Annotated in this window: 10 protein-coding genes; 8 read left to right on the forward strand and 2 right to left on the reverse strand. The window is 70.0% G+C overall.

Annotated elements, in window-relative coordinates:
• The first annotated feature begins 96 nt into the window (after window positions 1-96).
• The 8 genes from ACQ7HM_RS07970 (at window position 97) to ACQ7HM_RS08005 (ending at window position 10,482) form a co-directional block, all read left to right on the forward strand.
• Window positions 97-1,206, forward strand: a complete 1,110-nt coding sequence (locus ACQ7HM_RS07970; RefSeq protein WP_434215734.1) for an ATP-binding cassette domain-containing protein — start codon at window positions 97-99, stop codon at window positions 1,204-1,206.
• Window positions 1,207-1,289: 83 nt separating this feature from the next.
• On the forward strand, window positions 1,290-2,072 hold the full coding sequence (locus ACQ7HM_RS07975) for an ABC transporter permease (protein WP_434216384.1): 783 nt from the start codon (window positions 1,290-1,292) through the stop codon (window positions 2,070-2,072).
• A gap of 75 nt (window positions 2,073-2,147) precedes the next feature.
• Window positions 2,148-3,500 (forward strand): hypothetical protein, encoded by a 1,353-nt coding sequence (locus tag ACQ7HM_RS07980; RefSeq protein WP_434215735.1) that lies wholly within the window; start codon window positions 2,148-2,150, stop codon window positions 3,498-3,500.
• A complete protein-coding gene (locus ACQ7HM_RS07985; RefSeq protein ID WP_434215736.1) occupies window positions 3,497-4,795 on the forward strand; it encodes a glycosyltransferase in 1,299 nt (432 codons plus the stop codon). The genes ACQ7HM_RS07980 and ACQ7HM_RS07985 overlap by 4 nt, the downstream gene beginning before the upstream one ends.
• A 161-nt stretch (window positions 4,796-4,956) precedes the next feature.
• Window positions 4,957-5,934 (forward strand): alpha/beta hydrolase, encoded by a 978-nt coding sequence (locus tag ACQ7HM_RS07990; RefSeq protein WP_434215737.1) that lies wholly within the window; start codon window positions 4,957-4,959, stop codon window positions 5,932-5,934.
• A 260-nt stretch (window positions 5,935-6,194) separates the two neighbouring features.
• Window positions 6,195-7,703, forward strand: coding sequence for a condensation domain-containing protein (locus ACQ7HM_RS07995; RefSeq protein ID WP_434215738.1), 1,509 nt, complete (start codon window positions 6,195-6,197; stop codon window positions 7,701-7,703).
• Window positions 7,700-9,130, forward strand: a complete 1,431-nt coding sequence (locus ACQ7HM_RS08000; RefSeq protein WP_434215739.1) for a condensation domain-containing protein — start codon at window positions 7,700-7,702, stop codon at window positions 9,128-9,130. Before ACQ7HM_RS07995 ends, ACQ7HM_RS08000 begins: the two co-directional genes overlap by 4 nt.
• Window positions 9,127-10,482: a condensation domain-containing protein gene (locus tag ACQ7HM_RS08005; RefSeq protein WP_434215740.1), complete on the forward strand. Its 1,356-nt coding sequence runs from the start codon at window positions 9,127-9,129 to the stop codon at window positions 10,480-10,482. Before ACQ7HM_RS08000 ends, ACQ7HM_RS08005 begins: the two co-directional genes overlap by 4 nt.
• Window positions 10,483-10,498: 16 nt before the next feature.
• On the opposite strand, the gene ACQ7HM_RS08010 is transcribed toward ACQ7HM_RS08005, so the two are convergent.
• Complete coding sequence (locus ACQ7HM_RS08010; RefSeq protein ID WP_434215741.1) at window positions 10,499-11,845, reverse strand: hypothetical protein; 1,347 nt, start codon at window positions 11,843-11,845, stop codon at window positions 10,499-10,501.
• Between the two features lie 43 nt (window positions 11,846-11,888).
• Window positions 11,889-13,250: a hypothetical protein gene (locus ACQ7HM_RS08015; protein WP_434215742.1), complete on the reverse strand. Its 1,362-nt coding sequence runs from the start codon at window positions 13,248-13,250 to the stop codon at window positions 11,889-11,891.
• Window positions 13,251-13,309: the final 59 nt, after the last annotated feature.

Genomic DNA, 13,309 nt, shown 5'->3' on the forward strand with positions numbered 1-13,309 from the left:
TTCCGACCCGCTCCGCCGCATCCGCCGGGTGGCCTCCCCGTATCCTGACGGGCGATGACGTCAGGGGGACGACGTCCGGGGAGGTCTGACATGTCGATGCCGTACGGGCCAGCGTGGACCGGTGGGCAGCACCCACCGGGAACCGCCGCGCGCGTCGGGCGTCACGCACGTCGCGAACCCGACCCGACACCCGTCGTGCCCGCACACCCCCACCCGACACGGCGGGCACCGATCCAGCAGCCGACCTCCGACGCCGCGACGAACGGTCCTCCCGCCGTCGACGTCGTCGGACTGACCAAGGTGTTCGGTGATCGCCGCGTCGTCGACGAGGTCGACTTCTCGGTCCCCGCCGGCACGGTCTGCGGGCTTCTCGGACCGAACGGCGCGGGCAAGACGACGATCGTGCGGATGATGGCGACGCTGCTGCGTCCCGACGCCGGCCACATCAGCGTGCTGGGACGCGATGTCGTCACCGATTCGACGGCGGTCCGTTCGGTCATCTCCCTCACCGGCCAGTACGCCTCGGTCGACAACGACCTCACCGCGCTGGAGAACCTCGACATCTACGGTCGGCTGGTCGGCCTGAAGGGCTCCCAGGCCCGCCGTCGCGCGACGGAACTGGTCGAACAGTTCGGGCTCACCGACTCCGCGAAGCGCCCCATCGCGCAGTTCTCCGGCGGTATGCGCAGGCGACTCGATCTGGCCGCCAGCATGATCCGCCGCCCGGCCCTGCTGTTCCTGGACGAACCGACCACCGGCCTCGACCCCCGCACGCGCACCCAACTGTGGGAGATCGTGCGTGACGTCGTCGCCGCGGGCACCACGGTGGTGTTGACGACCCAGTACCTCGACGAGGCCGACGCGCTCGCCGACCAGCTCGTCGTGATCGACCACGGTCGGGTGGTCGGGCGCGGTACGCCGGAGACGCTCAAGAAGCAGGTGGGCACCTTCACGCTGTCGATCCGACTCTCCGATCCCGGCCACGGGTCGACCGCCGCGACCACGATCGAGGGGCTGCTGGGCCACGCCGTCGACGTCGACCGGCGCACCGGCGAACTCACCGTTCCCGTGCCCGACTCGGCACGCGCGGCCCAGGTGATCGCCGCCCTGTCGGACTCCCGCATCACCGTCGACGAGTTCGGGGTGCACGCGCCGTCACTCGACGACGTCTTCTTGGCCCTCACCTCCGAACGGCGGCCCACATGAGCACCGACGCGTTCGACCGCATCGACGGAGTCGGTCGCCTCGACAGCACCGACGACCTCGAGAACCGCTTCACCACGATCCCGATGGCCACGGTCACCGAGCGGGTCGGGTTCGGCAAGGCCGTCCTCGACACCCTCACCCTGGCGCGTCGCGGGTTGCTGAAGTTCAAGCACTCGCCGCAGCTGCTCGTCGACGTCATCGTCGTCCCGATCATCCTCACGGTGCTGCTCGGGACGATCTTCGGCGGCGTCGTCGCCGGCAGCGTGGCGTCCTACCTCCCGCTGCTCGTGCCCGGGGTGCTGGTCAATGTCGCAGTGAGTTCCACGGTGGTCGTCGGCATCCAGCTGCGACAGGACATGGACAAGGGCCTGATGGACCGGTTCGTGTCGCTGCCCATCTCCCGCCTCGCGCCGCTGTCGGGTCTGCTCGTGGCCGCGCTGTTGCGCTACCTCATCGCCGGGTTCATCACCGTCGGCGTGGGCCTGGCCATGGGGTATCGCCCGGGCAGCATCCCGGGCGTGGTGGTGTCGGTGCTGCTGGTGGTGTTCTCCGCGTTCGCCCTGAGCTGGGTGTTCGCGCTCATGGGGGTCATGCTGTCGAAGATCTCGGCGGTACAGAGCTTCTCGGCGCTCATCCTCACCGTGCTGGGCTTCATGTCCAACGCATTCGTGCCGACGCAGACCATGCCGGCCTGGATGCGCACCATCGCCGACATCAACCCGGTGTCGCAACTGGTGTCGGCGGTCCGCCTGCTCGCCGGCGAGGGACGGGTCGATTCCCACCTCGCGTACTCGGTCCTCGGATCATTCGTGCTCATCGCCGTACTCGCGCCGTTGACCGTCCGGATTTATCTGCGCAAACTCTGATCGCTAGGCTCCCACTCGTCTCGTCCGCCCCACCGGGCGGCAGACGTCCCAGCCGTGAGAGAGGTGGACGCGACGATGCCCTCTGTGTTGCGCACGACCGTCGACGACGACCTGTTCATCCGCATGGATCGCGCCCTCGGGGTGCCCGTGGTCAACCAGGCCGTGTGGCGACTGCACTCGCTGCCGTCCGACGCCGAACTCGACCGGCTCGCCGAACGCCTCGCGGTCGGGCGCATCGGACGTCTGCTCCGCCGCAGCTCCCTGCCGCTGGTCCGCGACCACTGGGTCGCCGAGCCGACCCGATCGGGCGGGCGGGTCGTCGACGACACCCCGGTGCCCACGGGCGGCGTGACCGCGTGGATCGACGCGGCGGCATCGACCCGGTTCGACCTGACGAACGGCCCGGTGTGGGAGCTCCGGTCGGCACCACTGGAGCAGGGCGGCGCGATCGTCACGCTGTGCGTCGCCCACGCCGCCGGGGACGGCGCCCTGATCGTCCGCGCGATCCTCGACGCGCTGAGCGGGGACGACGTGGGCCGCTTCGACGCGCGCTCGCCGTCGGTGTTGGAACAGGCACGCGACGCGACCGGCCAGGCCGCGGCGATCACCGGCAACCTCGCCGCACTGGCCACCGACCTCGTGACCCGACGCGTCCGGCGCGATCCGTCGGAGACCGCGACCCCCGCGGCGGTCACCGCGAAGACCAGCCGGACGGTCGACGTCGATCCCACCGCCGCCGAGAACGACGGCGCGCTGGCACCGCTGTGCATCACCAGTGTCCCCACCGAGGCCTGGCGCGCCGTGGCCGCCGAGGCCGGTGGATCCAGCAACGCCCTGTTCGTCGCCATCGTGCTCGGCATCATCGTGGCCAGCGGTCGGGTGGGCGCCGAGGACACCGTCCGCATCTCCATCCCGATGTCGCTGCGTACCCCCGACGACGACCGTGCGAACGCCACCACCGGCCTGTCGCTCGACATCCCCGCATCGGCGGCGCTCGACAAGGACCTCGGCGTGATCCGCACCCTGGCCAAGGAGGTCTACGCGGTGGGCACCGGCCGACCGAGCACCTTCGTGCGGCTCCAGCCCGCGATGCAGGCGCTGTCCGACCGTACGGTCGCGGCGCTGAGCGGCGGGGCGACGACCCCGCTGGCGCTGGCGTCGAACCTCGGGACGCTCGACGGCCAGTTCGCCGGTCTCGGCGACCCCGACCGCGCCAACGGCGTCGTCACCCGCTCCACCACCCAGGCCGTGACCGCCGAGAAGCTGCGATCGTTGCGCGGCGGGCTGGCCGCCTGGACCAACGAGGCCTGCGGGATCACCACCCTGTCGGTCATCGGCCTCGATCCCGACGGCCTCGGACGCACCACCCTCCCGGAGATCGTGCACGCGGAGTTCGCGCGCTGGTCGCTCGAACCCGAGGACTGGTGAGTCCGGTGCGGGTGGCGTTCGCGCTCAACGGGAGTCGCGGAGACGTGCAGCCCGGACTGGCCGTGGCCACGGCGCTCACCGAACGCGGGCACGAAGTCGCGGTCGGGGTCCCGCAGAACCTGGTGGACTTCGCGACCGAGCACGGCGTCGCGGCGACCGTCTTCGCCCCCGACACCGCCGACCTCCTGGCATCGCCGCTGGTGCAGCGCGACCTGAAGTCGCGCAACCCCCGGACCCGCTCGCGGGCCCTGCGCGAGGTGACCGAGTTCGGCGCGACCGCCATGGACGACCGCTTCCTGGAGATCAGTGAGGGCGCCGATCTGGTGGTCACCGGGTTGATGGGCCAGGAGCGCGCGGCGACGATCGCCGAGTATCGCGGGGCGCGCTACGTCCCCCTGCACTACTGCCCCATCCGTCCGAGTCGCAGCGTGCCCGTCCCCCTGGGGCCGCTCGCCCACCTCGCCGCGGTTCCGCGACTGAGCGTGGCCGTGTGGCGCGGGGTGGAACTCGCCTACTGGCACCTGTCGGCCAAGAGTTCCGATGCCGCGCTACGGCAGCGCCTCGGGATGTCGCCGGCGAGCGGACCCCTCGCCGATCGCCTCGCCGACGCCGGCACCCCCGAGATCCAGGCCTACGAACCGGGTCTGTTCCCCCGACTGGCCGACGAGTGGGGTGCCCACCGGCCGATGACGGGATTCCTCACCACCGCATCCGACGATGCGCGACCCGGTGTCGACGACGCCGCCACCGACGCCTGGCTCGACGCCGGGCCACCGCCGGTCTACGTCGGGTTCGGCAGCATGCCGTTGACCGACGCGGCGGCGGTCGTCGGTGCGGTCGTCGCCGCCCTGCGTGACCGCGGACAGCGGGTACTCGTCGGCGCCGGTCCGAACCTGGAGGCGCTGACGCGGTCGGAGGCGTCGGATGCGGCGTCCGCCGACGAGCAGGTGCGGGTGGTCGGTTCGACCGATCACGCGTCGGTCCTGCCCCGGTGCGCCGCGGCGGTCCACCACGGCGGCGCGGGGACGACCGGCGCGAGCCTGCGCGCGGGACTGCCGACCCTCGTCGCCGCCTTCAGCGCAGATCAGCCGATGTGGGGTCGAGCGATCGTTGATTCCGGACTCGGCGCGACCTGCCCGGTCAGCAGGCTCACCGATCCGTCGGTCCTGTCCTCCGCACTGTCGACAATTCTCGACGGAGATGTCGCGAATAGGTGCTCGCAGTTCGCGGGTGCGATGATCGACCCCGCAACCGCAGCGCATACCGCAGTCGAGACGATGGAGTCCGCACTGTGATGTCTGTCGGCGAATTCCATACTCGTGTCGATCGTTTCGCTTGGCTATGAGACACTGTGGCCTGACTCACGTAAAGGAAATCCATGCCTTCTGAAAGCTCTCGCGCGGCGCGCACATCTTCGTCTACGGACACCGGCTTGCCGCGTCGTTCGCGAAGGTTTGTGACATTTCTCAGTGTCGCACTGGTTGCCTTGTTCTTCGGTACATCGCTGAGTGCGGTCGCCTCGGCGGCACCCGCGGTCTCCACTCTCGAAAAGGTGGAGTCGGAGGGGCCCAATCAGTTCGCCGCCTACATCTACTCGGCGTCGATGGCGAAGACGATCAAGGTGCAGGTGCTCGTACCCGCCGTCGAACGCGGCTCGCGACCGGTCCTGACCATGCTGAGCGGCCTGGGTGAAGAGGACCCGAACAACAGCATGTGGTTCCGTAAGACCGACGCGAAGGACTTCTTCCGCGACAAGAACGTCACCGTCGCGTTCCCCCTCGCAGGCAACGGCAGCTTCTACACCGACTGGCAGCGTGACGATCCGAAGCTCGGGCGCTACCGGTGGGAGACGTTCCTCACCAAGGAGATGCCGCCGCTGATCGATGCGCGGTTCAACGGCAACGGGATTCACGGGATCGCGGGTCTGTCAATGGGTGCGGGTTCGGCCCTCATGCTCGCTGCGCGCAAGCCCGGTTTCTTCCGTTCCGTCGGTTCCTACAGCGGCTGCTACTCCACCGCCGACCTTCTCTCGCAGGGCATCCCGCGTGGCGTCGTCGCGGCCTTCGGTGGCGACGCGAACAACATGTGGGGCCCGCCGAACGATCCGGCCTGGGCCGCCCACGATGTCCTCCTGCGGGCCGACGGCCTGCGCGGCTCCACCGTCTACGTGTCGTCGGGCAGCGGACTCCCGGGTCCGTTCGACGACCCGAAGTACCCCGGCAACGACAACCCGACCGACCGCTACATCATCGGTGGCGGCATCGAGGCCGGAGCCAACTTCTGCACCCATCGCCTCGCCGACACCCTTGCCGCACGGCGGATCCCGGCGACCTTCGATTTCGAAGGACACGGCACCCATTCCTGGCCGTATTGGCAGGTGCAGATGAAGCGCAGTTGGCCCATTCTTTCGCGCGGCATGGGCGTCACGGGATAACAGAAGGCGACATTCCTGTAACGCCCCGTCGCACGCCGGACATATTCCCCGCATCGGAGCGGGGGATATGTCCGGAAGCGTCTGTGAATCCCACGACGACGTGGGATCCGAGCATTAAATATCGACGATGCTCGCGTTAGTCTCTCGGTAGTGTGCCGGGGGTCCGACCACAGGGCGAAGCGCGTCGACACGACCGTTTCGTGTTCGAGATCGACGATGTGCCCAGATCGACACGAGCATGGACAGTGAGGAGATCTCCGATGGAATACACCGAACTCGCCGATTACCCGCTCCCCGCGGGGACCGTGACCGAGTGGACCCCCTCGGCGGTCGAGAGCGACTGGACCGACGACGAGCGCCGCCTCTCCTACGCCCATCTCGAGCACGCCCGCCGCGCCCTCGAGGTCGGCGACGACTGGTACAGCCAGTGGATCGGCACCGCCTTCCGGATCGCCCACCGCCTCGACGCCGACGCCCTGGCCACCACCCTCACCCGGTGGTTCGCACGCCACGAGGCGTTCCGGTCGACCGTGGTGCCGCAGCCGGTGTCCGCCGAGACCGGCATCGAGGACGAGTTCGGCCGACGGATCATCGCCGCCGAGTCGGTCTCGATCGACGTCGCCCGCGACGAGCACAGCTCGAGCAGCAGCGCGGTCTACGAGCGCATCAACGAACTGTTCAACACCACCATCACCCCGCTGCAGTGGCCGCATTGCCGTGTCCTCACCGTCGAGCCCGACGACACCTCGGACTCCTTCCTCGTCGTCTTCGGCGCCGACCACACCGTGATGGACGCCTACACCCAGGTGTTCGCGATCAAGGAGCTGACCAAGCTCTACGAGTCGGCGCTGCTGGGTCATGACGACTCCTTGGCGACGTTCGGCAGCTACCTCGACTTCAGCCACGCCGAACGCGCCAGCGGCGCGCGCCTCGATGCCGAGACGGTCGAGGTCACGCGCTGGGCCGACTTCCTGCGGTCGCACACGCCGTCGCAGCCCGACCCGATGCCGGCGTTCCCCCGCCCGTTGCCGGCGCCGGAGACCGAGGCAGGCCACACCGACCCCATCCCCCACGTCGGCAGCGTGCCCTCGACCTTTCAGGGAAGCCTGTCGACCTGGCTGCTCGACGCCGAGCAGACCCAGCGTTTCCATGCGACGTGCAAGGCGCTCGGCGCCAACATGCAGGCGGGCATCTACACGGCCCTGTCGATCACCACCCACCGCCTCTCGGGTTCGGGTGAACTGCGTTTCATCAGTCCCGTGCACACCCGCACCGAGCTCCAGTGGGGCGAGGCGGCGGGATGGTTCGTCGGCCTCATCCCCGTGCACCTCAAGCCCGGTGCCGTGGACACGTTCTCCGAGGCGATCGGCCCGGTGGCCGAGTGCGCCCGCGAGTACAAGGACCTCGGCACCGTGCCGTTCCACCCCATCGCCGACCTCGTCGGTCACCAGACCCCGCCGCAGCTCGTCGTCTCCTACATCGACCTGCGTGCCGCCGAGGGTGCCGATCAGTGGGAGGCCATCGACGCGCGCGTCCTGCGTAGTGCGTGCGCCCAGTCCGACGAGGTCTACTTCTGGATCAACCGGTTCGCGACCGGCACCAACCTCTCCACCCGATTCCCCAGCGGACACCCCGGTGCGAACGACGTGCACCGCTTCCTGCGCACCTTCACCGACGTGCTGCTCGAGGTCGTCGAGAACTCCGACACCACCTACGACGCGCCCTCCCTGTCGTCGGTCGACGTGCAGTCACGAGGCAGCACGTCGTGAGGGCGGGCACCCTGCACGGGTGGGCACCGGCCCCGGGCCGGCACGTGGAGTGGCTCGTCGCCGACGAGGCGACGGCTCGCTCGCACGCCCGCATCGACGCCGTCGGGCCGTCGTTCCTGCAGCGTGACCATCTCGCGGCCGCGAAGGCCAAACGGGCCACCGGCCTCCCCCACCGCGCCACGGTGGGGACCACGACCCGTATCGACGAGCCCCTCGACGCCGAAGCCATGGCCGCGGCGATCACCGACTACGTCCGCGCCCACGACGAGGTGCGCAGCTTCTTCGACGTCTCCGACGCCGGCGAGATGACCCGTCACGTCGCGGCTCCCGAGGACATCGCGATGGTCACGACCCCCGCCGACGGGGGCGAGAGCCACACCGCACTGATCGACCGTCTTCTCGTCCGCATCGACGGCGAGGCGACCTACGACCGGGTGCCCGGCGTGATCTTCGGGGCGGTCGACGCCGGGGCGTCGTTCGCGTTCTATACGATCTCCGATCACTCGCACACCGACGGATCGGCTTCCATCCAGGCGCTGTCGGAGATCTTCACGCGCTACCGCGCACACCGGCAGGGCGTCGCTCCCGACCTGCCGGCGGCGGGAAGCCACCTCACCGAGATCGTCGACGAGTACCGCCGGGCGTCGCAGGTGACGCCCGAGGATCCCGCGGTCGACCTGTGGCGCACGGTGCTGCGCGATCACGGCCGCACGGTCCCGCGGTGCAGGCTCGATCTCGGACTCACCGGTCCCGATTCGGCGCCGTCGACCGAGGTGACCCGCGCGATGCTCACCGCCGAGCAGACCGAGGCCTGCGAACGACGGGCCCGCGCCGCCGGCGGTTCGCTGGCCGGGTCGATGTTCGCGGCCCTGGCGCGGGGCGAGTACGAGGTGACCGGCGAATCGGACTTCTTCACCTCCACCGTCCTGTCGACCCGCGATCCGGCCTACCCCGGTACGCAGGGGTGGCTCTGCAACTTCGCCCCCGTCGCCGTCGACGGAGCCGAACCCGACGCCGACACACTCGTGGTCGCCGCGTCGAATGCGTTGCGCGCCAATCGCGCACTGGTCCCCGTACCCGCCCACGCCGTCCTCGGCGTGCTCGCAGCCACCGGTGATTTCGTGCCGGACGCCACGAGCCCGCAGATGGTGTCGTACCTCGATTTCCGTCGGCTCGCCGACGCCGACTGCCCGGAGATCGCCGCCGGGAAGGTGATGCCGGGTTCGGGACGCACCCGTAACGCGAACCTCTGGGTCAATCGCAACGACGAGGGGATCCACCTGTTGACCCACATCCCGGACAATCCCGTCTCGGTCGCCTCGGTCGAGGCGTTCCACGACCGCGCCATCGCGTTCCTCGTGGACTACGCGGCCGGGGCGGCACCCGCAGCGGGCATCCCCGTGAGCGCTGCGGTGGGTGATCGGTGAGGCTCACCACGTTCGACAACCTCGACATCGCCGGCGGGGCCCTGCACCGCTGGACCGTGTCGACGGACTCCGCGCCGGTCCCGCACCCGACGGGCCCGTCGGAGAACGAACGCTTCCACCTCGACGCGGTCCGCGACGGCGGCCTCGGGTGGCTCGCCATCACCTTCGACATCGATTCGGCGACGCTGGATCTCGCACGGCTCCGCTCGGCGTTCGCGGCCGTGGTCAACCACCACGAGGTGTTGCGCGCCCACTTCGCGTTCGACACCGCAGGATCGGACTCCATCCGTCGGTTCCTGCATCCCGCGGGGAGTCTCTCGGTCTCCGACGTCGAGACCGTCCGCGACGGCGACGCCGGCGACAACCGTGCGGCGCTGAGCGAGGCGATCGTCGACGGGTGCAGTGCGCTGACCCCCGGTTCGCATGTGCTGGCCGCGGTCGAGGGCCCCACCACCACGACGGTGATCTGCGCCTTCGACCACTGCTACGTCGATGCGCACTCCCTCGCGGTGATCGCCGAGGACGTCCTGTCCGGCTACGAGGGGGAAGCGCTGCGATCGGCGGGGAGCTTCCTCGACCATCAGGCCGCTGCCGAGTCGGCCCGCCAGAGCACGGGGGACGGGACGCTCGTCGACAAGTGGGGCGAGTTCCTCGCCTCCACCGGGTGGACGGTGCCGGAGTTCCCCGTCGACCTCGGGGTGGCGCCGGGACAGTTCGCGCCGGCACGCATCCACGTGGACACGGTGCTGACCGCCGAGCAGGCCCACCGCTTCTCGGCGTTGTGCGCGTCACAGTCCATCCGTTTCTATCCCGCGCTGCTCGCTGCGCTCGCCGTGGCGACCCGCGACCTCGGCGGACCGGATCGCGTGCCCCTCGTCCTCCCCGTCCACACCCGGCGCAGTGACCTCTGGTCGCGGTCGGTGGGGTGGTTCGTGGCGAACGCACCGATGGTCCTCGACGCGACCGGCGACATCGACGCCGCCATGACCGCCGCCACCGCGGCACTCTCGGAGGCACTTCCCCTCGCCGAGGTCGATCTCACGACGGTCTACGGCACGTTCGGCAGCCGGATGATCAAACCGCGCCACGACGTGTTCATGGTGTCGTACATGGACTACCGGCGGTTCGACCGCCTCGCGCACCACAACGTGCACCACGTCTCCAGCGACGGCCGCGCCGACACCCTGCAGGCGTGGTTCTGGCGCGACGAGAACGGCGTGCACCTGCGTACCCGCTACCCCGACACCGGCACCGCCGCAACAGTGGTCAAGGGACTCGTCGACGACATGATCGCCGTGGTCACCGATCGGTTGGCCACGGTGGGTACACGGGTACCGGTGACCGCGCGCTGATCCCACGGCGTCGGCGTCACCACGCTGACCAGGCGAGGTCCCACGAATCCAGTTCGGCACGGATGTCGTCGTGGAGTGCGTCGGGGTCGCCGAAATGGTCGGGGCTGATCCCGAAGAACGCGATGGTGACCGTCGATCCGTACTCCACCGCCCACGCCGCGAGCGCCGGGCCGGTCGCGCGACGCATCTCCGGTGTCTGCCCCTGCATCAGCGCCCGGATCGAGAACGACTCGGCGGTGACGTCGCCGATGCGCAGGGCCGATTCCGGCACGGCACCCAGGTTGGAGACGGTGGTGTCGGGTCCGGGAATCGAGCGCATCATCGCCGCGATGAGTCGTCGTGGGAGCAGCCGGACCACGGGCTGCAGGTTGTCGGCGGCCTGCCGGTCGCCCGTGGCCGCGTAGTCGGCGAACGCCTGTTTACTCGCCGCACGGATCGAGGACAGGCCGGTGGCCGGGGTCGTCGGTGTCGGGATCGTGATCCACACCCCGCCCGAGGCATTGGCACGCAGGTCCTCGTCACCCTCGCGCGTGCTCACCGCCATGCACACCCGCATGTCGCCGGTGTCGGCGGCGACACCGGCGCGGTGCGCCAGGCCACTGATCATCCCGGTGAACAGGCTGTTGGCCGTACCACCCAGTTCAGCTGCGCGGGCACGCCATTCGGTACGATCGAGGTCGTAGAAGGCCAGTGTGGGCTCGGGCACGGTGTCCGATCTCGCGGGGGTGCCGTCGACCGGCGCCGGGGTCCGTGGCCGTGCCGGCGAGCGCCGTGAGTCGAGCACGGCGCGCGGCGTCGACGCGAGTAGCAGCCCGAGTGATCGTGCCGCGGAGGCGATCTGGATCACGGCGTCGACGGCGTCGGCCCGCAGACCACCGACGCCGCGGGCGGCCGACTCGGATGCGAGCGTGGTGCGCGACGTGGCGCTGACAGCAGCGTCGAGAGCCCGGTACACCCCCTGCCCGTCGGACACCATGTGCGACACCAGCAGTGAGACCGCCATGCGTCCCGATCGCAGGGCGACCGCCTCGAGCTCCCATCCGCGACCGCCCACCGGGTCGAGGCGCACGGATCGCACACGTGCGTCGAACCAGCCGGCCACGTCGGCGTCGGCGACGGGATCGGCCGACACGACCACGTCGGCCGGTCGTTCACTGCGCACCCATCGTGCGCGGGCGAACGGGACGCGGGCTCGAACCACTCTGCGCGACAACGCCCCCCGGGACAACTCGGCGTGCAGTTCGGCCAACGCCCGCGACCCCGGGTCACGAGGGAGCACCCAGCAGAACTGGATGGGGGCCGAGAGCCCGAAGAGCTGTTCTGCCAACAGATACGACTCGTCGTTGCCGGTGACTCGATCCATCGGCATCACGGTAGTTGCTCGTGCGTACCACTGCAGGGCGAGCTCACCAGATGCGATGTACGACACCCCATCCGTCGAGTTCGGCGGCCAGCCCCGACCGGAGTGCGTCGCCATCGGCGAAGGCCGTCTCGTCGAAGGCCGCCACGGAGACGGTCACCGTGTCCCCGGTCTGCAGCAGCCAGGCCTGCAACCCGTCGCCGAAGCGGTGGGGCTCGCCGGGGTCGACGCCGATCGCGTCGCCGCGAAACGCCATGCCCGTGGCGCGTACTCCGGCGAGGGTGGCGACATCGTCGGGATACGACCCGATGTTCGAGGTCATCACGTCGGGCATGCCGTCGCCGGATGTCACCGCGGCCACCACCAGCGACAGGGGCAGCAGACGCAGAGCAGGCTGCAGGTGCACGATCATCGCCCGCTCGCCTGCGGTCAGAGCGGAGTACGCGCGTTTGCAGTCCTGTCGGAGAGGTCCGAGATCGGTTCCCGCACGCAGGGAGTCCGGCACCAGCACCGACACCCCGGCGGTGGCGTTCGCGCGGTCGTCGTCGGCGCCTCGCTGGTCGACCGGGACACCCACCTTGAGGTGGTCGCCGGGCGCGGTGGGCGAGGCGGATCGGAGCGCACCGGCGATCACGGCGATGAACAGCGAGTTGACCGTTCCGCCGTGGCGGTCTGCGGCGGCCGCGAACTCGGATGCCGAGACCGACACGATCGCCCAGGTCGTGTGCGCTCGCGGTGACCGGTCCCGGATCGGTGTCCGCGGCCGGCGCCGACCCTCCGATCCCGCAACCGGTGGGGATCCGCCCGCCCCGGATCGCCCTGCGATCGCTCTGTGTGTGAGTGTGCCTGCTGCTGCGAGCATCCCGGTCCCGGCGGAGACGATCGTGTGGACCGCGTCAGCGGCGTCGGCGACCAGGGTCCGCGCCGACCTCCCCGGATCGACGCCGAGGGTGTCGGGGGTGGCGCGGCCGGCCAAAGCCTCGGCCGCCGCGGTCACGAGCCCTTTGCCGTCGGTGACGAGATGCAGGGCGGTCAGCGACACCACACAGCCGCCGTCCTCGGTGGGCACGGCCCGCAGCCGATAGGTTGCACCGTGCTCGGGATCGAGGGGGACGGTGTCGAGTTCCTCTGCGGCCCAGGCCTCCACGGAGGCGGTCGCGACTGGGTGGGTGTCACAGATCACGTCGGGTACTGCAGGTGCGTGACCCCACCGCGGACGGGCGGTCACCACCGAGGCTCGGGTCACACGCCGGTTGAGCGGACCGGCACCCAACGCCGCGTTCACGGCGTTCAGGTCATCGAGGGGTATCGCCCGGGGGAACGTCCAGACCAGCTGCAACACCACCGACCACCCGAACGCCCGGTGCATGAACCAGTACGTGAAGTCCTGCCCGTGAAGACGTCTCACGCCCACCCTTTCCGGCCCACTCCCCCGAGCGGCCCGTGTCGCCTGCGAACGGTAGTGCC

Source organism: Williamsia sp. MIQD14, from assembly GCF_051025635.1.
Lineage (GTDB): Bacteria > Actinomycetota > Actinomycetes > Mycobacteriales > Mycobacteriaceae > Williamsia_A.

Coding starts and splice junctions, on each gene's coding strand:
- ACQ7HM_RS07970 (WP_434215734.1), top strand. CDS start 97: ATGCCGTACGGGCCAGCGTGGACCGGTGGGCAGCACCCACCGGGAACC.
- ACQ7HM_RS07975 (WP_434216384.1), top strand. CDS start 1,290: ATGGCCACGGTCACCGAGCGGGTCGGGTTCGGCAAGGCCGTCCTCGAC.
- ACQ7HM_RS07980 (WP_434215735.1), top strand. CDS start 2,148: ATGCCCTCTGTGTTGCGCACGACCGTCGACGACGACCTGTTCATCCGC.
- ACQ7HM_RS07995 (WP_434215738.1), top strand. CDS start 6,195: ATGGAATACACCGAACTCGCCGATTACCCGCTCCCCGCGGGGACCGTG.
- ACQ7HM_RS08010 (WP_434215741.1), bottom strand. CDS start 11,845: ATGGATCGAGTCACCGGCAACGACGAGTCGTATCTGTTGGCAGAACAG.